Origin of the sequence: Carnobacterium maltaromaticum DSM 20342 (assembly GCF_000744945.1) — a bacterium.
Lineage (GTDB): Bacteria > Bacillota > Bacilli > Lactobacillales > Carnobacteriaceae > Carnobacterium > Carnobacterium maltaromaticum.
The window spans coordinates 593,740-617,505 of the sequence record NZ_JQMX01000001.1 but is presented as its reverse complement, the minus strand read 5'-3'; the positions used below and the strand labels follow the sequence as shown (position 1 = coordinate 617,505).

The 23,766-nt window shown below is 33.2% G+C and carries 20 protein-coding genes and 2 other annotated features; of the genes, 2 read left to right on the top strand and 18 right to left on the bottom strand.

Features of this window, described 5'->3' with window-relative positions; all coding sequences use genetic code 11:
- Nucleotides 1–42: 42 nt before the first annotated feature.
- The 12 genes from BR77_RS02865 to BR77_RS02810 all read right to left on the bottom strand — a co-directional run bounded on the left by BR77_RS02865 (nucleotide 43) and on the right by BR77_RS02810 (nucleotide 14,738).
- Nucleotides 43–2,307, bottom strand: a complete 2,265-nt coding sequence (locus BR77_RS02865) for an ATP-binding protein (RefSeq protein ID WP_035063887.1) — start codon at nucleotides 2,305–2,307, stop codon at nucleotides 43–45.
- A complete protein-coding gene (locus BR77_RS02860; RefSeq protein ID WP_015076370.1) occupies nucleotides 2,288–3,004 on the bottom strand; it encodes an ABC-three component system middle component 1 in 717 nt (238 codons plus the stop codon). Before BR77_RS02860 ends, BR77_RS02865 begins: the two co-directional genes overlap by 20 nt.
- An 8-nt stretch (nucleotides 3,005–3,012) precedes the next feature.
- Nucleotides 3,013–4,728, bottom strand: coding sequence for an ABC-three component system protein (locus BR77_RS02855; protein ID WP_035063885.1), 1,716 nt, complete (start codon nucleotides 4,726–4,728; stop codon nucleotides 3,013–3,015).
- Between the two features lie 159 nt (nucleotides 4,729–4,887).
- On the bottom strand, nucleotides 4,888–5,655 hold the full coding sequence (gene trpA / locus BR77_RS02850; RefSeq protein ID WP_016356442.1) for a tryptophan synthase subunit alpha: 768 nt from the start codon (nucleotides 5,653–5,655) through the stop codon (nucleotides 4,888–4,890).
- A complete protein-coding gene (gene trpB, locus BR77_RS02845) occupies nucleotides 5,648–6,853 on the bottom strand; it encodes a tryptophan synthase subunit beta (RefSeq protein ID WP_015076375.1) in 1,206 nt (401 codons plus the stop codon). Before trpB ends, trpA begins: the two co-directional genes overlap by 8 nt.
- A 1-nt stretch (nucleotide 6,854) precedes the next feature.
- The gene (locus tag BR77_RS02840; protein WP_035063882.1) at nucleotides 6,855–7,451 is read right to left on the bottom strand and encodes a phosphoribosylanthranilate isomerase; all 597 of its coding nucleotides are present in this window, start codon (nucleotides 7,449–7,451) and stop codon (nucleotides 6,855–6,857) included.
- Nucleotides 7,448–8,212: an indole-3-glycerol phosphate synthase TrpC gene (gene trpC / locus BR77_RS02835; protein WP_015076377.1), complete on the bottom strand. Its 765-nt coding sequence runs from the start codon at nucleotides 8,210–8,212 to the stop codon at nucleotides 7,448–7,450. Before trpC ends, BR77_RS02840 begins: the two co-directional genes overlap by 4 nt.
- The gene (gene trpD, locus BR77_RS02830; protein WP_015076378.1) at nucleotides 8,209–9,231 is read right to left on the bottom strand and encodes an anthranilate phosphoribosyltransferase; all 1,023 of its coding nucleotides are present in this window, start codon (nucleotides 9,229–9,231) and stop codon (nucleotides 8,209–8,211) included. The genes trpC and trpD overlap by 4 nt, the downstream gene beginning before the upstream one ends.
- Nucleotides 9,224–9,814 (bottom strand): anthranilate synthase component II, encoded by a 591-nt coding sequence (locus tag BR77_RS02825; RefSeq protein ID WP_015076379.1) that lies wholly within the window; start codon nucleotides 9,812–9,814, stop codon nucleotides 9,224–9,226. The genes trpD and BR77_RS02825 overlap by 8 nt, the downstream gene beginning before the upstream one ends.
- Nucleotides 9,811–11,184, bottom strand: coding sequence for an anthranilate synthase component I (gene trpE, locus BR77_RS02820; protein WP_035063879.1), 1,374 nt, complete (start codon nucleotides 11,182–11,184; stop codon nucleotides 9,811–9,813). Before trpE ends, BR77_RS02825 begins: the two co-directional genes overlap by 4 nt.
- Nucleotides 11,185–11,251: 67 nt before the next feature.
- Nucleotides 11,252–11,501: a binding site (T-box leader), on the bottom strand.
- Between the two features lie 52 nt (nucleotides 11,502–11,553).
- Nucleotides 11,554–11,807, bottom strand: a binding site (T-box leader).
- A gap of 56 nt (nucleotides 11,808–11,863) precedes the next feature.
- Nucleotides 11,864–12,595 carry a carbonic anhydrase gene (locus tag BR77_RS02815; protein ID WP_257613189.1) on the bottom strand — a complete coding sequence of 244 codons (732 nt, stop codon included), beginning with the start codon at nucleotides 12,593–12,595 and terminating at the stop codon, nucleotides 11,864–11,866.
- A 70-nt stretch (nucleotides 12,596–12,665) separates the two neighbouring features.
- Nucleotides 12,666–14,738, bottom strand: coding sequence for an amidase family protein (locus BR77_RS02810; protein WP_015076383.1), 2,073 nt, complete (start codon nucleotides 14,736–14,738; stop codon nucleotides 12,666–12,668).
- Between the two features lie 322 nt (nucleotides 14,739–15,060).
- On the opposite strand from BR77_RS02810, the gene BR77_RS02805 reads away from it, so the two are divergent.
- Entirely contained in the window at nucleotides 15,061–16,770 is a 1,710-nt protein-coding gene (locus tag BR77_RS02805; protein ID WP_016356444.1) for an NFACT RNA binding domain-containing protein, read from the top strand.
- Nucleotides 16,771–16,897: 127 nt separating this feature from the next.
- Here BR77_RS02805 and BR77_RS02800 read toward each other — a convergent pair whose 3' ends face one another.
- From BR77_RS02800 to BR77_RS02775, 6 genes are all read right to left on the bottom strand, one after another.
- Nucleotides 16,898–17,254, bottom strand: a complete 357-nt coding sequence (locus BR77_RS02800) for a hypothetical protein (RefSeq protein WP_015076386.1) — start codon at nucleotides 17,252–17,254, stop codon at nucleotides 16,898–16,900.
- A gap of 21 nt (nucleotides 17,255–17,275) precedes the next feature.
- Nucleotides 17,276–17,734 carry a VOC family protein gene (locus BR77_RS02795; RefSeq protein ID WP_015076387.1) on the bottom strand — a complete coding sequence of 153 codons (459 nt, stop codon included), beginning with the start codon at nucleotides 17,732–17,734 and terminating at the stop codon, nucleotides 17,276–17,278.
- Between the two features lie 134 nt (nucleotides 17,735–17,868).
- Nucleotides 17,869–18,579, bottom strand: a complete 711-nt coding sequence (locus BR77_RS02790; protein ID WP_015076388.1) for a DNA alkylation repair protein — start codon at nucleotides 18,577–18,579, stop codon at nucleotides 17,869–17,871.
- An 81-nt stretch (nucleotides 18,580–18,660) separates the two neighbouring features.
- Nucleotides 18,661–19,557 (bottom strand): helix-turn-helix transcriptional regulator, encoded by an 897-nt coding sequence (locus BR77_RS02785; RefSeq protein ID WP_015076389.1) that lies wholly within the window; start codon nucleotides 19,555–19,557, stop codon nucleotides 18,661–18,663.
- 50 nt (nucleotides 19,558–19,607) lie between these two features.
- Entirely contained in the window at nucleotides 19,608–20,579 is a 972-nt protein-coding gene (locus BR77_RS02780) for a hypothetical protein (protein ID WP_015076390.1), read from the bottom strand.
- Nucleotides 20,580–20,610: 31 nt separating this feature from the next.
- Nucleotides 20,611–22,428 (bottom strand): HSP90 family protein, encoded by a 1,818-nt coding sequence (locus BR77_RS02775; protein ID WP_035063871.1) that lies wholly within the window; start codon nucleotides 22,426–22,428, stop codon nucleotides 20,611–20,613.
- Between the two features lie 318 nt (nucleotides 22,429–22,746).
- On the opposite strand from BR77_RS02775, the gene BR77_RS02770 reads away from it, so the two are divergent.
- Nucleotides 22,747–23,709 (top strand): glycerophosphodiester phosphodiesterase family protein, encoded by a 963-nt coding sequence (locus tag BR77_RS02770; protein ID WP_035063868.1) that lies wholly within the window; start codon nucleotides 22,747–22,749, stop codon nucleotides 23,707–23,709.
- The last annotated feature ends 57 nt before the right edge of the window (nucleotides 23,710–23,766 follow it).

Here is a 23,766-nt window from a genome sequence, read left to right as displayed (position 1 = left end):
AAATACACAATCAAAATTTTTTCATATTTAGTATATATTTGTTTATCTTTCAAGATAAATTTTTTGCATATTAAAGTTTTTACTTGCCTTACCCACCTGATTAAATTTATATTTGATTAAATTACTTTTTTCATCTTCGTGTGTTGAAAGTAATATCTGAGTATCACCCAATTCTTCCGAAAGTAAATCAATAAAAGAATGCGTACTTATATCATCAATTGATTGCAGTGGATCATCAATTAATAATAAATTTAATCCATCAGAATCTATATAAGTTTTTCGTAACGCAATTAATATTGATAATATTACTCCATTAAGCTGTCCTAGACTTAAGACATTAAAAATATCGCCTTTAACATTTCCTGCTTCAAAAAAGACTTGATTTTCTTTTACATTTACTTTTATACCTAATCCTAATTGATAGGTTTGAAGTATCCGGCCACTAATAATATACAGTGGTATTTTTATTTTTTTAACAATATCAGTTTGATACATTGTATAACTGTCTTCGTAAATCTTAGATAATCCATCTAAGTATTTTGATTTTTCCAAAGTAACACTAGTTGAAATAGCTAACTGTTCGTTAACTTTTTTTAACTTAATGTTATTTTCCGTTAAATCTATATTGTTTTTATCATGGTAATAACCAAAAATATACCCAATTTTTTGGTCAATATTCTCTATAGTTATTGATGGTGATTTTTCATTAAAAAAGGATTTAAATATATAATTATAGAGCCCAAACTCATTTGAGTTGAAATGAGTTTTTGAATCATCTAATAAACCATTAAAGTAATTCTTTAAATAGTCATAAAACTCTATAAAACTATTTTGGCTAGATTTACTGCTATTATATTTAAAATTTTTCAAACTCTTATAGGGTATAATTTTTTTCACTTCATCAGTATTGGTATTTAAAAGCGATGAAACTTCTACAAATATTTTTAATAAAGAAGCATCATTCTCTATTTTTTTTTCAATTTCTATCCAAATAGCATCAGAATATTTTATTTTTTTCGCCTTAAGTTCAGCGATTTGTTGCTGTTCATAACTCAATTTTTCTTTAAGCGATGTTGTTAAGACATTATAAGATTCCTCTAAATCAGGAACTAATTTTCCGCAAAAAGGACATTCTTGGTCTTTTAAGATATCACTATGTTCATGGCTGATTTTTAAAGCAACTCTCTTTTCTAGAATTTCATCAATTTTTCTTGAGGTTTTATTTTTAGTTATCTCTATTTTTTTTAAACTTTCATCCACTGCATTCAAATCATCATATTCTAATGGAAATTGGTTCATTATAATCCAATTATTTTTAGGTATTTTTTTCTTCTCTTTTTTTTCAGCTAATTCTTTTAATGCTTCAAGATAATTTGATTTTTCTATTAGTAACGGAAATTCATCTCTATAAAAATATGCTTTTAATAATGCTTCTTTCTTAACTATACTGACGACTGACTTTAATTCATCATATTTTTTTTGTTCTAAGAAAAGTGGGTATTTTTGTAAAAAATCTCTTATCTTTGGTAAATCACCAATAACCAGTGAATAAGGAGTAGTTAAATCAAATTCTTTTTTATCAAAATCATAATTGTTATCTGGAAAGAGTTTACTATATAAATTGTTTGCTTTTTGATCTTCATTATTAAATTTTTCTAATTCTGTAATCACTTTAACTAATTTTTCTTTTCTTTTTTGTAATTCTTTTGTATAATTTTTATTCAATTCCCTAAATGAGTTACCTATAGATTTAATGTACTCTTTTTTTTCGATTAAATCTTCTTTTCCTAGAATACTAGTAAGGATTTTTTTTCTGTTACCATATTTATTTTGTAAAAATTTTAAAGAATCACTTTGAGAAACATACATTCCCACTTCGAAAATTTCTTTTGAAATACCTAACAATTCAAATAAATTACCTGTAAATTGTACATATTCATTTTGTTGATTATCATCTATTTTAATAGTTTGACGTTTAGTTTCAGGTTTTGTCCAATCTATTTCTCGAATAATGTTAAAACAAGTACCATCTTTACGTTTAAATTCTCCTGTGATACATGTGAGTTTGTTTTTATTATTTGCAATTTGATCTAAATCAACAGAACCTCTATTTTGTATATCTTTCTTAAAATGTTCAATTTTACCTGAAATTAACAGTTCAATTGCATCAAAAATAGTTGATTTTCCATAACCATTAGGCCCATCTAAAACAGTAGTATTGATGTTAGAAAAATCTAGCTTAAGCGGTATATTGGAGTGTATGCTTCTTAGGTTTTCTATAGTAAGCTTATTCAGATAGATACTCATCAAAATCGCCTCCATATATTTCTCTTAATAAATTAGTTGCTATTATTTTACTAGGCTCCAACGACGATGTTAGATTTATATCAGCCATATCTTTCTCGATATTAGAATTTAATTCGATTATCATATCATCATTTAACGATCTTAATCCTTTAACTTTTTTATTAAATATATCCTCAAACTCTTGTAAATTTCTTGCTTCAAAATTTAAAGAAATAATAGGTACTTTTATAGCTAATCGTAAGAAAAAGTTTTCCGTTAAATTATCTTCTGAAGAGTCACTTAGAAACTCCCAAAAATCATCTAGTAACGAAAATTTTGATGAGCGAGCTTCAGCCTCAGTTAATTCATCTTTTGTATAGTAAAAAACATATTTTTTAAATAAAAATTCATTCTCTTCAATATCAATGACCTCTTTTAAGAATTGATTTGTTATTTTTTCTGTTTCATAAAATAAAATAAGATATGAATCTTGTGGAATAAAATCTTTTCCAAATTTTTTTAAAATGCAATTTTCCACTTTTTTTAGATGGTATTTCAATGTCTGTTCTTTAATAAAATGGAAAAAATAATGTTTTCCTGAGTCATAACGTTCATAAATAAATAAATCTGAATCACTAAATCTACTTATCTCTGTTATCTTTCCTGGTATCAATTCGAAGTTATTCATTAATTTTATAATTTTTTCATATTTTTCCATAATATTTGCTACTCCATTCTATGTTTAAATTCAGTTTGATTTATAAGTTCAAGATTTAATTGTTGCTTGATACTACTCTTTGATTTAGAAGTATATTCATTTCCAGGTGATTTTGTTATATTACTATTATCAAAAAATATAGACTTATTCTCCATCTTCGATGTTAAGGCGCTATTTTTAATAATCAAGTTAAGATTTGGATTAGTTGAGAATAATTTAAAAAATTCTTGTATGCTAAGAGATTCATCGCTATCATCTTCAAAATTTAATGCGGTAGGTATTATATTTCTTTCCGAATTATCTTTTTTTATAAATATATGATTGCTATCATACTCAAACCAATCAGCTTGAGACATTCTAAATTGTTTAAATACTGTGTTTAAATTATTTACACTAAATGCAGCTGCTACTCGATAATCGTCTTCTGTATGTTCTTCCATTGGTGACAAAATAATGCCATATTTTAAAACGTCAATAGTATTGAGAGCTGAAACAAAATTTGGTATTGAACATACCTGACAAATTTTATTTGTGCATCTATTGCAGTAGTTTTCGAATTTTTTTTCTATTGATGAAAATATTTCCTTTTGAACTCTTTCTTGATTTCTAGCAATCAAGCTTACAATCATTTTTTTATTTGACGTCATTAATATTTCATTAAATGTTGACATGTTAATTTTATAGTCCAACTCTTTTTTTTTCGAACGGTTGTAATGGTTTTGATAAATTAATTTATCTATTTCTTGGCAAAGGAAACTATATGAATTTTCAATTAAAACCTTGTCATATTTTATTTCTTTGTTACTATAAAAAATTTGTATTTCATCTTTAATATATTTGACTATTTTTTTTAAGGGTTGGTGATATTTTGACTGATGTTGATATAGTTCAATTTCAGAATGACACCAATCATCTATTTCCACTGCAGATACTAAGAAACATTTTATTTTAGTATCACTCAAATTATGTTTTGAGGTTAATTGTTTCTTGTGTAATAACAATTTTGTTATCGCGTCACTATATGCATTCTGCTTTATATCGTTAAGTCTTGCTTTTACTTGATACAATTCAATAGGTGTATTATTTCTATAAATAACGTAATCTTCATATTTTTCTAGTTCAACAGCAAAAAGTTTATATTCTATCTCACAAATACTATTCATTCTTTTTAATACATTAAGGAGCATTGAAGCTCCTTGAAAGTTATATCCACTCCAAGAAGCAATTGCGTCATTGTCAACAAATTTATGATTAGCAATAGGTATGCCATTGTATTTATTTTTGAACCAATTGATTAATTGAGTTTTAATCTTTTTTGGATCTTCAATCGTTATATACCCGATGCTTAAATTTAAATAATTTTGCATTTGCCAAATTATTTTTCCTTTACTTTCATACTTTAAATTTTCTGAATCAGAAACAGCTAATCCACCTGTCATCAAAAAACTTTTTATACCTTTTTTTAAATTAATGTTAAAATCTACCATTAAAATAGTAGCTTTATCATCTTTATAAATTTGGTCAAAGTAGTCTTTTAAAATAATTGCATCATAATTTTTTTTACTATTATTTATACTATTATTTACAGATTGATTGTTAAACTCATGCTTTTCACCAGGTTCTCGATATACTAAAAATATTCCGGGTTCCTCAGGTAGTCTGTCTAAGTCGACTTCATCAATTTTTATCATGTTTTTTTTTATTGATTCCATTACTTTTTCCAAAACATACATCCTCCAAATTTAATTTAAGTTAACACTTAAATTCCGTATTAAGGTTCCAGTTATATTATACCATTTATTATTTGTTTTTTCATCGTTTTATTACACATTGTTATTTAGAGTTATTCATTTGATGTATAAAAAGAACTGGTATGGAATACTTTATTTAAATGTCTCGGTTGCTTGTTTTAAAAAGTCTTCCAATTCCATTCTTTTTTTCCTGTGTAGCATATCAACAATTTTGCTTCCGATAATAACGCCATCACATACTTGGTTAAAATGTTTGACTTGATCTAAGTTAGAAATTCCAAAGCCAGCTAAAACTGGAACAGGACTCAATGCTTTAATAGTCTCCAAATGTCGATCCAAATCCGCATTGAATAATTGGCGCTCACCAGTTGTGCCATTAACAGTTACAGCGTAGACGAACCCCTCAGCTTCGCTGACAAGAGTTTTAATTCGTTCTAAGGGGCTTGTTAAAGAAACTAATGGAACTAAGGCAATATCTGTTCCTGATAGGTAAGGTTGAATCAATTCTTGATGTTCATAGGGCAAATCAGGAATAATTAGCCCTTTGATGAACGTTTTTTGAGCTAAATGAACAAAATGCTCAATTCCTATTTGCATGATTGGATTAAAATAACTCATAATCACTAAGGGAACCTTGACTTTACTTGTTGATAATTTTGTTAAAATCCCTTCCAACGACACCCCATCATTTAGGGCTCTTAATCCAGCAGCTTGAATAACTGGTCCATCAGCAACAGGATCAGAGAAAGGAATCCCTAATTCGATTGCTGCAACACCGGATTCTTCCAGTAACTGTAAATCTTTTTCTAATTGATCCAGACCTCCGTCGCCGGCCATAATATAGGTAACTACCGGTACTTTAGCTTGTCTAATAGCTTTCTCTAAGGTCTTTTTATTCATGAGAGCTTCCTCCTTTTAAGTACGTTCTAATTTGATCTACGTCTTTATCGCCACGGCCTGATAAACACACAATCATACTTTCTTCAGGCTGCATTTCTTTTGCTAACTTAATAGCATAAGCAATCGCATGTGAGCTTTCCAAAGCTGGAATAATCCCTTCAACTTGGCAGAGTAGTTGAAAAGCAGCTATCGCTTCTTTATCTGTTACACCGTGATACGTTGTTCGTCCTAAGTCACGGAAAAAACTGTGCTCTGGTCCGACACCTGGATAATCTAAGCCTGCAGAAATCGAATAAGGTTCCGTGATTTGACCAAATTTATCTTGTAAAACGTGCATCATAGAACCATGAAGCACACCGACTTCCCCTTTTGCCATCGAAGCTGCATGTAAAGTAGTCTCAATTCCCATCCCAGTAGCCTCAACGCCGTACATTTTGACAGATTCATCATTAATAAATGGATAAAATAAACCCATAGCATTACTACCTCCACCAACACAAGCCACAATAGCTTCAGGTAAACGATTTTCTTTTTCTAAATGTTGTTCTTTAGCTTCCAACCCAATTACACTTTGGTAATCACGAACAATTTGTGGAAATGGATGTGGACCCAAAACGGATCCCATTACATAGTGAGTGTCTTCGACATGTGCAACCCAATAGCGTAGAGCTTCATTAACGGCATCTTTTAAGGTTTTTCCGCCAGAGGTTACGGTTACCACTGTTGCGCCTAGTAACTCCATCCGGAAGACATTTAAAGCTTGACGTTTCACATCTTCTTCCCCCATGAAAATAATACAGTCCATATTGAACAAGGCTGCAACAGTCGCTGTCGCAACACCATGTTGTCCAGCCCCTGTTTCGGCTACAATTTTCCGCTTGCCCATCTTTTTGGTTAACAAAGCTTGCCCAATGGTATTATTGATTTTGTGTGCTCCTGTATGATTTAAGTCTTCCCTTTTTAAATAAATTTTGGCACCACCAGCATAATGTGTTAGTTGTTCAGCGAAATACAACGGACTTTTACGTCCAACATATTCCGTCAAATAGTAAGCCAATTCTTTTTGAAAAGCTTCATCTGTTTTTGATGCTTCATAGGCTAGTTCTAATTCTTTAACGGCTTCCATTAAGGTTTCAGGAACAAAACGTCCGCCATAATTTCCATAAAATCCATTTTTGTCTGGGGCTTGATAAGTCATATTACGCCACTTCCTTTGCTTTTTTTATAAATTCTTTAATTTTTTGAGGGTCTTTTTGCTGGTTTGTTTCAACACCTGAGGAAACATCAACTACTAAAGGGTGAAAATAGCGAATCGCCGATTGAACATTGCTAGCGGTTAATCCACCTGCTAAAAATAGCTGCTTTCGATAATCAACAGGTATGGCTAAATTTTTCCATTCAAAGGTTTCACCATTGCCAGCAATTGGTGCATCTAACAACAAATAATGGTCTGCATATGGTTTTAATTTTTCCAAAGCAAAGTCAGATTGAACCCCAAAGGCTTTAATTGCTGGAACTGGTAGCTGATTTAGATACACTACAGATTCATTGCCATGACATTGAACCAAATCCAATGGGACACTTTTAATAAAATCTAGGACTTCCTCTAAGGGCACATCTACAAATACACCCACAATTTTTACTCGTTTTGGAATTTTTTTCGCAAGTTCATGAGCATGTTTTTTTGTGATTTGTCTTTTACTGGGCGCAAAAACAAATCCAATAAAATCAGCGCCAGCTTCAATAGCTGTCTCTACATCCTTGGCTTCTTTTAAGCCACATATTTTTACTTTCATCGCTTAATCCTCAAATTTCTAGCAGCTTGTTCTGGTGATTGTTCACGCATCAATGCTTCTCCAACTAAAACAGCTTGATAGTCTTTGGCAACACGCTGAACATCTGCTTTTTCTTTAAAACCACTTTCGCTAATGTAGCAAGTTGAGCCTTTTAAAGACAGCTCTTTCGCTAAGATTTCACTAACTGCGATGCTGACGTCAAACGTTTTTAAATTACGGTTATTGACTCCAATTAATTTGGCTCCTAAATTTTCAGCAATTTTTAATTCTGCTAAATCATGAACTTCAACTAATACCTCTAGCCCTAATTCTTCAGCAGCTTGATACAACTCAGTTAATTGTTTAACAGACAAAGCGGCAACAATTAACAAGACAATCGATGCTCCAGCATTTGAAGCTCGAATCAATTGTTTTTTTGAAATAATGAAGTCTTTGCATAATAACGGCACATTTACTACTTCTGCTACTCGTTGTAAATCAGTAATGGAGCCTTTAAAAAATTGTTCATCCGTTAAAACAGAAATTGCTCCTGCACCAGCTTTTTCATACAACATAGCTTGGCTTAATGGATCTATATCTGTAGCAATGGCTCCTTTAGATGGAGAAGCTCGTTTAATTTCAGCAATAAGTTGCATGTGCTGAGGGTGCTCTTTTAAAAATTGATAAAAAGAAGGACGTTTCTTAATTTTTTTGATTTCTTCTATTTGCATACTAGCGACTTCTTTATTTTTTACTGCAATAATTTCTTCTAAAAAACTCATAATTGTTTCACTCCTTGGGTAAATAGTTTGATTTCCTCTAATTTTTGTAAGGCTAAGCCTGACTGGATTACTTTATTTGCCATTTCGACTCCGGCTTTAATTGAGCTGACTTTTCCATTGGCATAAAGCCCCAATCCACTATTTAATAAAACCGTATCATAATAGGCACTTGATTCTCCTCGTAGTACACTTAGTAAGATTGCCGCATTTTCTTTGGCATCGCCACCTTTAATATCTGCTAGTTGATAGGTTTTCAAGCCGACTTCTTCCGGTGTAATAGTATGGAGACTGACTATTCCATCTTCTAGCAATGCATAATGATTGGTGCCACTTAGAGAAGCTTCATCCATAAAATCAGCTCCATTAACCACAATTCCTCGTTTTCTCCCTAATTGTTGTAAGGTTAATGCCACATTTTCAATTAAATCCCGCCGATAAATACCCACTAACTGAGTTTCAAGAGGAACAGGATTTGTTAGCGGACCAATTAAATTAAAAATAGTTGGAGTTTTTAATTCTTTACGAATACTACTAACATATCTCATATTCGGGTGTACATATGGCGCAAATATAAAGGTAATTCCAACTGTTTTTAAAGCTTGCGTTGCTTCTTCAATAGATAAATTTAATTCAATCCCTAGTTCTTGGCAAACATCTGAACTTCCAGAACGGCTAGAAATACTGCGATTGCCGTGTTTGGCAATGGGAATCCCAGCTGCGGCTAAAACAAAAGCTGAGGTTGTACTAATATTAAAACTTTCAGAAGCATCCCCCCCTGTGCCGCAATTATCCATGGCTGTTGCTGATTCTTCTTGAACAGATGCTCCTAAACTTTTAATTGCCTCAACCATTCCTACCATCTCATCAATTGTTTCACCTTTCATTTTTAAAGCGGTTAAGAAAGCTGTAATTTCAATAGATGAAGCTGTCCCGCTAAGCATATAGCTTCCAATCAAACGCGTTTCGGAAATCGATAAATTCTCTTTTCGATAAATTTTTTGCAATAATGTTTCAATCATTTACTTTCGTCTCCTTTCTAGTTTCTTTAATAAAATTCTCAATCATTTTTTTACCGTTGGGTGTTCCAATTGATTCTGGATGAAATTGCAGACCATAAACTGGATAATCCTTGACTTTTAAAGCCATAATTTCATGATCATCCATTGAAGTGGCTAGAATAGTTAGCGTTTCAGGGAAATGTTCTTTTAATAAAACGAGTGAATGATATCTCATAACGGTTAATTCATCCGGCAACTGTTGAAAAATAGCTCCGCCATTTTGAGAAATTTTTGAGACCTTTCCATGCATAACAGACTCAGCAATAACTAACTTTGCGCCAAAAAATTGACCAATGCCTTCGTGTCCTAAACAAATACCTAGAATAGGCTTTGTTTGATGGAAAATTCGAATTAATTCCTGCATGTTACCAGCAGTGCTTGGTGTGCCTGGACCAGGCGAAAGAATAATTCCATCAGCTTGTGTCGCACTATCAAAAAGATCAGATGCATCATTTCGTTTGATGACGACTTCATGAGCAAATTCACCAATATATTGGGCTAGATTATACGTAAATGAATCGTAATTATCGACTAATAAAATCATTTTCCTACCTCCAGTAAAGCTTTGGCTTTTTGTAATGTTTCTAGATACTCCGATTCTGGAACGGAATCAAAAACAATTCCTGCACCAGCTTGCACATAGGCTTGCTCTTTATGCAAAATCATTGTTCGAATTGCTAAAGCAAAATCGCAATCGCCATTGTTACTCAGATAGCCAACTGCACCCCCGTAGATACCTCGGCGCACATTTTCCCATTGATAAATGCGTTCCATTGCTCTTAATTTAGGTGCACCACTGACTGTTCCTGCTGGTAAAACAGATTTTAAAGCGTCTAATGCTGTAAGGTTGGTTTTTAATTTTCCAGAAACCACTGAAACAATATGCATCACATAGCGAAATCGTTCAATGGTTAAATAAACGGGAACACTAACCGAGCCGATTTCAGCTACTTTGCCAATATCATTCCGACCTAAGTCAACGAGCATGAGATGTTCAGCCAATTCTTTTTCATCACGCAACAGTTCGTTCGCTAAATACTCATCCTCTCCGCTTGTTTTGCCACGTTTTCTAGTTCCAGCAATTGGATTAGTTGTGACTAATTGTCCTTCAACTTTAACTAAACTTTCAGGAGATGAGCCGATAATTTTTGTTTCACCAAAATCTAAATAATAGAGATAAGGGGTTTTATTCAAAAGTCGGAGCTCTTCATAGTAGCTAAACGAATCCCCAGTAAAAGGTGCTGTAAGGCGTTGGGATAAAACGATTTGGAAACAATCACCTTCATGAATTTTCCTTTTTGCTTGATTGACTAAGTTGATAAAGGTTTCTTTATCTAAATTACTTTGATAGTCTAAATTAAATTTTTGAGTTGCTTTTTTGGGATTATCTTGTCTTAAAAAAAGGCTGATTTCTTTTTTTATTTTTGCTAAATCATTTGTTAGCTGCTCTGCACTTCTACCAGAATACGTATTATCTTCTACTAGTGTTAACTGTTTTTTTTGATGATCAAAAATCATAAACGACTCATAAATGTAAAAGCAGCAATCAGGAATGTCTCGTGTCTCAGGTGGCAGTGGACCGAGATTTTCATAGATAGCTAAAGTGTCATAACCTACATAACCAATTCCTCCGCCCTGAAAGGGTAAGACTAGCTGATTCTCTCCATGATTACGCGAGATAAAGTGTTGAATTTTAGCCAAAGGATCTGCTTCTACACTTTTTACCCCATCAAAATAAAAATTTTTTTGATAGACTTTTAATTCGTGTAGCGGATTACGGGCAATAATCGAAAATCGTCCTTTAGAAGTATTGTTGTCATACGATTCTAGTAATACCTTCTTTTCACCCGTTAGTGCCCGATAAAGTTGATTGATAGAGTGACTATCTTTTTTTAATACTGTCATTTTTTTCATAAAATAAATCCTCCTCTAAGTTGAAAAATAGAAAAAGCCCTCTAAATTCCAGTTGTATCACTAGAATTTAGAGGGCGAAAATTCGCGGTACCACCTCTATTAAAAAGACGAATAAACAAGTCTTTTTATCTCATTTCGAGTACGTTAAATACTCTATCTCAGTAACGTGAGAAGACGTTTGCTCCTACTTTCAAATTAGGGTTCAAAGCAACACTATAAGGGCCATTCACTTACTCATTTAACATCAGTTTTCACCAACCACTGACTCTCTACAGAAAAATTAAGCTAAGCTACTCATCCTTACGTAACGATTTCATTTATGCAATTTTTTTGATAAAAAAAGAGCCTATCTCCATGTCTAAATAAATAGACAAGGACGATAAACTCGTGGTGCCACCTTGATTAATCAGCTTACTGATTCACTTAGTCCAACTCATTCATTGTTACAAATGAAGTGGATGCCTTGTATAACGATAAGGCCTAATCGATCCCCCTACTGCATAAAATGGTTCGGGTTCAACGCTCAAAAGTCCATTCACACTACCCACGTAATTGTCTCCCACCAACCGACAACTCTCTTGTTACGTTTTCTAATGCTACTTACTCTTTTTCGTTGCGCTTTAATCTTTCTCTAATTAAATACTAATTTAACCTAGTCCATACCAGATGTCAAGCCTTTTTATTTTGATAAATAAATCGGTCGATTTTTTCTTGGCTGAACGGGTCGGTTTGTTTTTCCTATTTGTTCTTTAAAAGCCTCCAATAAACCTTGACGCATATAAACTGGTGACTTAAATACAACCCAATTGACCGGGCCTGATGTTGGTGGAGTCGTTAATGAGCCTGAATAATGAAAAAAGCCTAATTCATCTGGTAATAATTGCATTAAATCAATTGGAACCAATAATCCACGAGCTGAATTTCTAGGATTCAAAGCTTTACGATCTAGATTCGCCATTTTTTCATTTAAAGGAACCATTGTTGGCTCTGCCATAATTCCAATTACCAATAATTCATTTTTAGGTGAGCGATGCACCATATGAAACTCTAACGGAAAACTTTTTTCATCTATCAAATGTTCACTTGGTAAGTGAAAGTGAATATCTTCTAAAACATAGCGCTTATGATTGAAGACTACATGATTAATGCTTTCATTGGCTATCGGCGCTAAATGCAGCGTATGGTTATAGTAAGATGTTTCAAAAGTCGTTGGATGATAATCAAATTGGAGTAAGCCAGAAGCAATCCAGTTCGTTACATCCTTTTGATTTAAGCAAATTGGCGATTGTAAGCTGCCTTCTTCTGCCTCTTTAAAAATAGCACAAATATCTTTCCATTTTTCCGGGCCGCGATCACCCTGATAATACCAATCCATCCCCATCACCCTTGCTGTAAAATTCTTGTCTAGCAACTAACACTTTTTCCCTATTTTTTAGTGTACCTTTTCTACAAAAAAAATGTCAATCAAAACAACTTCAACTTTAACAATAAGTTTTGCTTCTCTTACCTGTTCTAGAGGTTTCAGCTTTCTTTTGCATGATAAACTTTAAACAGATTCCTCCACTCGTCGTCATAAGAATAAAACTTCCGATTAATAAGAATGTCGGAGAGACTTTTTCGCTGGTTTTAGGAAAGTTTTTTTGTAAGTCAATTTTTGTTTCTTCGATTACTAGATTGTTAGCACTTAATTGCTGTTTAAGAGTTAAATTAGGCTTAGATAATTCTTGATTTCCACTATCAGGAATAGGTTCAACTTTTGTTTCTTCACCGTTGTTAGTTATTTCAGCATCTTCAGTCACCGCTGATTCATTTGGAATTGGAGTTTCTTTATCAATTGGTATTTCCGGTATTTCAGCAGCGATACGATTAAAGCCATAATGATTTTCAAAATAATCTCCCACATCTAATAATAAATAATCATTATCGGCTGAGGTTGTAAATTGAATGCCTAATGGTAGGCCTTCTTGGGAAACATAAGTCGGTAAACTTATGGCTGGCGCGCCTGTTAAATTTGAAATTTGAGTAAAAGGTGTATGGGTCAACCCTGCTAACCATTGTTCATAAACAAGGTTTAATTTTTCTTCTTTTGGTCTATTTTCCATATTTTTAATTTGTTCAATATGTTCTGGGAGCATAGCCGTATCGTTTAGTAGTGGTGCGGTTGTAGCAGTTGTCGGTGTTAAAAATAAAGGATAGTCATTTTGAAAAGTGACTAACTCATCTGTAATTTTACGCACATTTTCCCAAGCTTGGTCAAGATCTAGTTTAGTTAAGTCTTTGCTTGCTTGAAATAAAGCCCAGGTAGTCCAGTCTACATCCGCTATTTCTACTGGTCGTTTTGCTTGTTGCTTCGCTAAATAGTCAATAATCCCCATAGAACTAGCTCCAATAGTATAATAATTTTTCATTAATTCTACTCCATCGTAGGGAGAGTCAACTTCTTCAACTTGAAACCCTTCCTCACGTAAAAAATCCACCGCACTCTCTACTGCTTGGATAGCTTCGGGATCAACTTGCGTATTGACTGGTGATTTTACCGAATATCCAATTTTTACATTTTTTGTGAAGGTATTTTGGGGTAACTCTTTGTTTTTTAAGGCATCAAACAAAGCGCGTGTATCTGCCATACTCTTTGTTTCTGCAAAATGACTTGTCTGTCCTCTTTCGCTAGCTGAATTTCCAATTAAAACGCCACGAGAAGGTTTGAATCCGATAATTCCATTCCAAGAAGCAGGGATTCGAATAGAGCCTCCAGCATCGCTTCCAGTTCCAATGGGAGTATATCCAGCAGCTACTGCCGTTGCCGAACCCCCAGATGAGCCACCTGCTTGATAAGCTGAATTCCATGCACTACCAGTTGGCCCGTATAGCTTCGAATTCGTGATATTTTTAAGCCCCATCTCTGGAAAGTTTGTTTGTCCAATCACGATAAAACCAGCATTTTGAAAAGCTTTGACAAAAGTACTCGTTGATTTTGAAATACTATCTTTTCCAAATAATAATCCGTTCGAATTATAGCCACCACTAATAGTATGTCCCAAGCCTTTTACCACAAGAGGAACTCCTAAAAAAGGTTGTCCGGTATCTTGCAAGTTACTAGCTTCTTTTAAGGCCTCTTCTTTGCGTAGTGAAATCATTGCATTGTATATTTTGTCGTTTTCTTCAATAACCTGAAAAGCAAACTGAACTAATTGGACACTGCTCACCTGTTTATTCCTGACAGCAACTGCTAATTCAGAGGCATCACTGTTTTTATAGTCTTCCACGGTAAACGTACTTTCTATTTCTGTTGCTGATTCTGGTGGTAATTCACTCAAAGAAGTTGATTGATCTTGAGGTTTTTCACTGTTTTCAGTTGGTGGCGCTATCTCTGAATCTTCAGGACTTGCAATGGCTTCTTGAGGCACAGAGCTATCTTTTATCACCAGTGTTTGAGATTGTGGTTCATTTGATTCTGAGGCAATGGTTATTCCCTCGGGAGTGAAAGAATTCACCATGATTCCTGTTAAAATTAACAGACTTATCTGTTGCCACTTACGTAATCTATTTTTCATAAATTCTCCTTCATTTGTTTTTTATTTAAAACTATATCAGCTGAAACTAGGATTGGAAATGAGATTTGTTGCTTTTAGCACTTCTTCTTTTCAAAGTAGTGTAAACAGCTCTAAAAAGGGAGGTCAAAGATACAATATTGTTTTTATTCTTTGTCTAAAAGCAGCTCTCTTTATCAGCTGACTTGTCCAATACCTTTAACATACAAGGATGAATTGCCACTTTCTTATTTGCCTATTAAACGTTATAATTAAGCTATTGGTTTTTAAGAAGACTAAACTAAAATAAAAGAAATTAGTTAATAAAAGAAAGCGAGGGGATTCCATGTCATTTGATGGTATTTTTACCCATACAATGGTTGATGAGTTAAAAGAATTGCTAAGCAATGGACGTATTTCAAAAGTTCATCAACCCTACCAAAGCGAAATTATCTTAGTGATGCGTGCCAACGGGAAAAATCATAAAGTATTACTTTCTGCTCATCCAAGCTATGCTCGTATCCAAATTACCGAAATCCCATATGAAAACCCAAATACTCCGCCAAATTTCTGCATGATGATGCGCAAGCAACTTGAAGGCGCGATACTAGAAAATATTGAACAAATTGGCAATGACCGAGTGATTCATTTTACTTTTAAAAGTCGTGATGAAATTGGTGATGTGCGTAATGTTGTTTTAATTGTTGAATTAATGGGACGTCACAGTAATATCTTTTTAATTGAACAAGATACAAAAAGAATCGTAGACTGTATTAAGCATGTGCCAACGAGTATGAATACGTATCGTTCTGTGATGCCTGGGGCAACCTATATTTCACCACCCCATCAAGATAAATTAAATCCATTTGCTACAACTGAAGCTGAGATTGCCCAAGTCGTTACACCAGATCCTGAAACAACGATGCAAAAACAACTCCAAACGGCTTACCAAGGTTTAGGTGGCGATACGGCAGCAGAGTTAGTTTATCGTAGTGAAAGCAATCCTGCCGAACTTCCTGCTGTATTTCAGGCTTTTATTAGTGAAGTTTCGGACGGGAAATACACTCCAACATTAACGGAAAATAATAAAAAAGAACATTTCACACCGACTCCATTCTTAAGTTTAACGGGAGAAAAGAAACTATTTCCTAGTTTAAGCCAATTGTTAGATGCTTATTATAGTGGAAAAGCTGAAAAAGATCGGGTGAATCAACAAGGGTCAGAGTTGATTCGTCTAGTTAACGTTGAATTGCAACGAAATGTTAAAAAACTAAAAAAATTAGAAAAAACGTTAGTTGAAACTGAATATGCAGATGATTATCGTGTTAAAGGTGAAATTTTAACTGCCTATTTACATGAATTTGAAAAAGGTCAAAAAGAAGTTACATTACCTAACTTTTATGATGAAGAAAAACCACTTTTAATTACACTAGATGTGCGTAAAAATCCTTCTCAAAATGCTCAAAAATATTTTGCTAAGTACCAAAAATTACGCAATGCTGTGGCTTTCGTTGGTGAACAAATTGAATTAACGTTAAGTGAAATTGACTATCTAGAGTCTGTTGCTACTCAACTTTCATTAGCTACACCAAAAGATGTTGCTGAAATCAAAGATGAATTAATGCAAGAAGGCTATTTAAAAAAGAAAAAAACGAAAAAGAAACAAATGAAAGCTCAACAAAGTAAACCTGATACCTATTTATCTAGTGATGGAACCACCATTTTAGTTGGTAAAAATAATTTGCAAAATGACCAATTGACGTTAAAAACGGCTAGAAAATCAGATATTTGGTTGCATACTAAAAATATTCCCGGATCCCATGTCATTATTCAAGATGCTGATCCATCTGAGGAAACGATTTTAGAAGCTGCCAATATTGCTGCTTATTTTTCAAAATCCCAATTATCTGCCTCTGTTCCAGTTGATTTAGTCCCAGTAAAATTGATTCGTAAACCGAATGGCGCTAAACCCGGTTATGTTATTTATGAAGGACAACGAACGGTTTATGTAACACCAGATAAAGAGTTAGTCGCACGTTTAAAAGTATCAAAATAAGACAAAAAATCACAGTTTGAGACTACTCTCAAACTGTGATTTTTATAATCTTTATTCTTTTGAATTTAGTTATTATTTGGTGTAAAATCTAAAACAACACTGCCCTTTTTTCTCGTTAGACGCGGCGTTACTTTTGATTTAATCTTGCTTCCATATCGACTTTAAATTGATTCAAGACATCAAAGGATATTACAAAATCGAAGTCACTCATCGTATAATTTGCAACAAACTTCCCATCTTTTTCGCGCACCATAAAGGCAGCTCTAACAGTATCTCCTATCGCATCTCCACTTGTTTTGTCATGATAAAATATCCAATGAGTAACTGTGTTTACATGTTTCTTTTCCTTCGTTAAATCTTCTTTTATAATGGTTAGTAGTTTGTTTTGTAATTCGGTATCAGGAGTTTCTGATATATAACCATACCAAATTGTTCTAAAGTCACCAGTCTCATGCTCATGTGTTTCATCAAATAATTTTTTCAATACGATCCCTCTTTCTGTTACTTATTTAGTGTTCAAGTTTATTTTTGAATAAGGTTGAGAGTGTAGCATCCATGTTATGCCATATTTATCAACAAGTTGCCCCATCTTTCCGCCCCAAAATTGTTCTTCAAACGGCATTGTGATTTTGGCTTGACCTGATGCAGCTATTTTTTGATAAAAAGCATCAGCTTCATGTGCTGCCTGAGCATCTTCGCTATTGATATCTAACATAATGGAAACTTGATTTGATGATTGTACGGGTCCCATAAAATTGTCAGCGCAAAATAAAGGTGCTCCTAAAACAGTAAAGCTAGCGTGCATAGTTGTGTCAGCTAACTTTTCAGGTGAAATCCCAAATTGAGTTGCTTGTTCAGGACTAACTGGTAAACGTATAATGTCCGTTGCTCCAAAAACTTCAGTATAATAGTCCAAGGCTTCTTTTGCAGAATTAAATGCTAGATATGGATAAATTTTGGCCAAATGAATCACTCCTACTAATCTTTTAGTTATTACTTTAAAAGTATACAAACATTCGTTCTTTATAGCAAATAATATCCCTTGAGTTATTTAAATAAAAAAGCTTCGCACAAGTAACTGTACAAAGCTCCATTTTATTAACAAACAGCGTTCTTTCTTTTTTTACCCACGCGATTTAATTTAATGATCTTTTCAATAGTTTCAGTTGCAATAGGAACTTTACACGCTGTATTTCCAACATTAACAGAAACTTTTCCAATAATACTAGCAACTTGTGCAGCTTCTTCAACTAAGGGAGCATAATAACTTCCCACACAAATAACGAACTGATTCATAGAATAGCGAACCCTGTTTTTAGCAGAATGAATGGTGGTTTCAACAATTTTTAATAACTCTAAAATCTCATCCTTGTTAAGTAAACTATCTGGAGTAATTGAAATGAAATTGGCATAGGCTGCCCAGCCAGCATCTTGAATTAGTTCTTTTTCTGATTTCATCCATTCAGTGGCTAATTCTACTGCATAAGGACTTTCAGCTGCTACACTAGCTACGATGGATTCAGAAATCATTGACCAGTTAGATTGTGTAGCCCAGGTTTGAAGTTGTTCTTTAGTGACTTTTTTAGGATTAATAATTAAACCAGCTAAATATTGAGCATCTGAATTTCCTGTATTAAATAAAGCCAAGGCTAATTCATTATTATTTTTAAGTTCTTTGACTAGGTATTTTTTTAAGTCACCAATTTTCACACCAAAAAGTGGCTCTGTAGCACCATGTCTCATAAATGTTTTTTTTGTCTGCTCATCGCCTAGTTCTGCTAAACGGTTCATTATAGTTGTTAAATCCATATTTCCTCCTAAGGAACATTATTTATATATCGAGTATACTAAATAACAGCTACTTATGCGAAATAATTGCTTGTCTAAATACTAGTTATTTAAATAGTCATACTGCTTAAGCCCATGTTTGATAATTTGTTCTCTAAGCAACTGAATTTGCTTGTCATTTTTATTTAATTTTGCTAAAGCCATCGCATAAAAATAATATTCTTCTGCTAACTCGACATCTCCCAAATAAAATAAACTTTGTGCTTTGATGTCCAATAAATCTTCTAAGCCTTGATTGATATTCTCAGTGGCATAAAAATTAATACCGGCTGCACTTAAACTTAATGCTAATGAATACTGAGCAATTTTCAAATAAAATGTTGCAGCTTTTTTATAGGCTTCAAGAATATCGAGTCGATCATTAGGTGATTTTTTCCATGAGCTAACCTGCTCTAACTGATTAATGGCTTTGATAAAATAGGTATCAGCTTTATCAAACTGATGACACATATCATAGGCTTCTGCAATTCCCATAGTTGCTAATAAATCAAGCGTTTTTAAGTCATCAACTTCCGACAATGCGAGACATTGATTAAAATGATAGTGAGCATCTGAAAAATCATGTAGCCCTCTTAAACTACTCACTCCAAAATAATAAAAATATTCCTTTTTTTCATAGATAGATGCTAGATCTGAGTAATCAATCGCGTTTTTTAATAGTTGATTTGCTTCAATATAGTTGTTTTCTCTTTGCAAACTTTTAACTTTATTAAAGGTATCTATATACCCACTACTATTTACAAGAATAGCTTCATATAAGTCAGTATGTTTAATCGATAGACGTTCGGCTATCAAAAGTAAATTAGCGATTGAAGGTAATGAACTATTGTTTTCTAGGTTGCTAATTGTCGCCTGTGTACAAATGCCATCAGCTAGTTGGCTTTGTGTCATATTTTTCTCTAACCGGTATTTTCTAATTTTATTTCCAATTTTTTCCATCAAATAATCCCCTTTTATCTATTTTTCGGCGGATTTTGATTTGTTTATTTTTACTGCATTTTTGCTAGTATGTCTTGGTAATACGTGTTTTGATTCCGTTTATCAAATTTTTGTGCCAAAGTTGTAGCTTGCGCCAAACAATCTTCTTGTTTCTCGTGCTTTAGCCCTGCTGATGCTAGATAAAAATGCAAGGTACTCAAATCACCTTCCAACTCAGAGGCAATTTTTTGATTCTCTTGATAAACTTGTACCGCTTCCTCTTGGTTATCTATCAACAATAGATAAGTTATAAATTGACTGACTGTTGTCAATAAAGATACGCGTTTTTTCACCATCGGGTAACCCAATTCAAAAGAATTTTGCGCTTCTTCTCTCTTATCTAAGTGGTAATAAGACAGCGCAGTATGTCCATAGGTTAAATGTGGTACTTCTGCACAAGCTTGTCTACCAGATAGGATTGGTGCAGCGGCTTTAATGGCGGCTTGATAATCCCCAATAAAATGGTAATAAGCAACAATCTCAGTTGTTTCACAGGCAAGACAATCATTCATAAAATCGCTTTTTGTCCCCTGCCATAACGGGAAAAATTCATTTGCCATAGCTCTATTTCCCATTGAAATAGCTTGAAGTGTTTTCACTTTGTAATAGGGACGTAAGGAGTAATTATATTCTTTAAATTTCTTCTGCATATCTTCAGTTAATGCATTTATTTTGGATAAAGAAACTTCTGGAAAGCGCACAATATGTTCTGCAATCCATTTATAGTGCCACAATAAATCGAAGACGTCGACTTTTCCTTCACTTGACTCGTACAAATTAATTAACCACGAAAACGCGATTAATTGTTTTTTAGGAAAGCCGACGTACAGACAAGTATCAATTAACAGCCAACGAGCTTCAACAGCAGTTTCAATATCCCTAGCTAGGTCTGCTTCTCTAATCACTTCTTCCAGCAAGGGTAGACGAGCTTCTGACATCTCATCTAATTCGTATGCTTCTTCCAATAGATTTAAATAATTCATATAATTTCCTCTTTCTATGCATCATTCCAGTTTAAATAAATTGATCTAACAATCCTAATAAACTGCTATTTAGTAAGTTTAATTCTTTCTTCTTTAACGGATAATGTCCTAATAGTAAGGCCTGAATATATAATACCTCAATGATATTTTTAATTCCTGCAGGTTGTTTTTTCTCGAAAATACGTTTAACTAAGGGATTGTCATAATTTAAATAAAGCTTCGCTGGTGGCAACTGGTCCGCTTCTAACATTAAATCTTCCAAGATACCACCAAATAATTGATTGCTTTCTTCGGCTGTTCGTTCTAGCTCGCGTTGATTCTGAGTTAGATGATTGGACAATAGCACCATTGGCATTGAGCTAGGATCAAAATGTTTAACAATGACCAGTAAATTTAATTCTTCAAATTGCTGATTAATCTCTTTTAGTTTTTCTTGTAAATGAGTACTTTCAAAAAATGACAACGGTTGAAATGTATGTTGGAAATCTTCTGGCTGGATAATTTTCAATTTATTAAAAGGAAAATCTTCTAAAATTTGACTAATTTCAGTTAAAAGCTGACTGTCATAGGAATAGCCACCATTGATGACAATTAACCCTTGATTTCTAGCTAAATCGGCAATTTGTCTGAAATCATCCACAGACAATGCATAATAAATCGTTTCATTTTGACTTAAAATATCGGCAAATTTTTCTTCTCCATTTAATGTTCTAAAAGGTAAGAATGTGTAGACCATTTTTAGAAAATCAGGGTCTTCACTTGCCAAAGATTTGAAGGATAAATAATGTGCCGCAATTAACTTTTCTAACGCACTGCTTTCTAGCATTTCTATTTCTTGTTTTAAAGAGCTACCTAATTCTTTAGCAACAGTCTTTAGCCGTTTATTTTTATAAAAATCTTCTCTTGAAGCAACTGGTTGCAACTCATCTGTCCAGAGAATACAACGAGTAAAAAAGGCCCATGAAGGTAAGAGTGAATCAATTTCATCAGACACAAACATTTGATTTAAGTAAATAGTATTTCGCTTTTTAGCATTCATCCTCACCGTATGAGGAATAATATAAGCAATACCTTTCGTTCTTCCATTAGCTGTTTCAATCAACAAATAATCTTGGAAATCTTCTTGTAATATTTTTTGTCCTAATTTGAGAATTTGATCACGAGAAAGGGATTCAAGCGTATCGAATTTTCCTAATCCCATCGTTTCTTGATTCACAATTTTTTCCCCTTTATCGCAAGTTAAAAAAATTGGAACTTCCAAACAGCGACCGTATTTAACTAATGCATCAGCCAAATCTTCTAGAATAAAGTTAGTATGCTCTTCGTGATTTTTCAAAGCTTTACTCGTTAGATAAATTTTAGTTCCAGGCTCTTCTAACGACTGGCTTAATTTCTTTATCTCATAAGTCCCATCAGCATTTCCTTGCCATTGAAAACTTTCACGTGTTTTAGCACTAGTTGTCACCATTACGATTTCATCTGCAACAATAAAACAAGAAAGTAGACCAATTCCAAATCGTCCAATAAAATCTTGTTTCTCTTCAAAGTTTTTTTCGCCTTTTGATGAACTAGCTATGGTTGCTAAAAATTGATGAATCTCCTCTTCTGTTAGTCCAATTCCATTATCTTCAAAAAACAATGTACTGGATCCTGACCTATGTATTGTTAGATCAACATGGATTTCACCAACAAAATTATCTTCGCTGATTAACTTTCGACCGCGAATAGCATCTGTTGCATTTTGCAATAACTCTCGTATGTAGACATCTTTTTGACTATATAAATGATTGGATAGAATCTCAATCATTCCACCTAAATTAACTTTAAATCGATTCTCTTCAGGGTTCATATTTTCTCAACTTTCTTCGTAAATTTTAAGTATTTTATTGTAATAAGTAGCAACTTTACTTATTAGTATATCAATAGTCACTTAAGATTAAAACAAGCAAAAACGAACCTGTTTGTTGGGTTTACTTTTCACAAGCCCTATTTTTCCATTTTAGCATAGATTTAAACTAATCTTTAAAAAAGGAAATTTTTCTATAATTATGGCTTTAAGGCTCCCGTTTAATAAAAACTTTCCTTTTAAATAAAAAGAAAGATATTTTTTTGAGGAGTAATTTGTTACACTAAGAACAGAAATGAATTAGAGTTAGGAGCATGTCCATTGAAAAGAAAACAATCAAAAAGAATTAGTTATAAAATAATTGGACTTGTTTTTTTATTAATTTTACTTATTATTTGCTCCATTGGTTGGATGTTCTATCAACAAAGTAAGCCTGTTAAGGACATCTTTATCCCTGAATGGCAGTACCCAATCAAACAGCTGAATTTCCCAAAATCTTCATCTAAGGTAATTTCTCATCGAGGGTACAAACAAGGTGGTGTCGAAAATACGTTAGAAGCAATTGAAGCTGCCGCGCATTTTGAGCCAGCTTATGTTGAAATTGATATCCAACAAACTAAAGATGATGAGATGGTTGTGATTCATAACCGTAGTTTAAAAAGACTAGCAAATAAAAAAAGAAAGATTCGAAATTCGACTTTAAAAGAGTTGAAAAAAGTGAAATTGAAACAAAATGGATTTGTTGGCCAAATTCCGACTCTTGAAGAAGCTATTCAATTAGCTCAACAGGAGCAACAACCTTTACTTCTAGATATTAAAACAAACCCAACTGACAGTCTAGATTTCCCGCAACAACTCGTCGATTTATTAACGAAATATAAAGTTCAAAACTATTATTTAATCCAATCACAAGACGAAAATTTTTTAAAGCGCGTAAAACAAATAAATCCTCAAATTCAAGTTGGACTTATTATTACGGCATTGCCATCAAAAGATTTTTCAGATTTTCAATTTCTGTCCTTAAAATATAAACTAGCAAACCAAAATTTATTAGACTCTCAAGTTAAAGAAAAGCGTCCCATTTTTTTATGGACCTTAGATCAACCTGCTGAAATAGAATTATTTATGCATAAAAATATTGAGGCTGTAATTACCGATGACTCAAGTACAGCTACTGTTCTGCAACAAACAATCAAACCTGCCACACTTTCCAGCTCCTATTTAGAACGGATAAAAAATGCTGAACAGAAAGCCGATTTAAAAAGAAGTCTTTCTGTTCCTTGAAATCATTCTTTAGTCTAGGTAAATAGTTGAAAAACATCCATTCTATGGTATGATTTA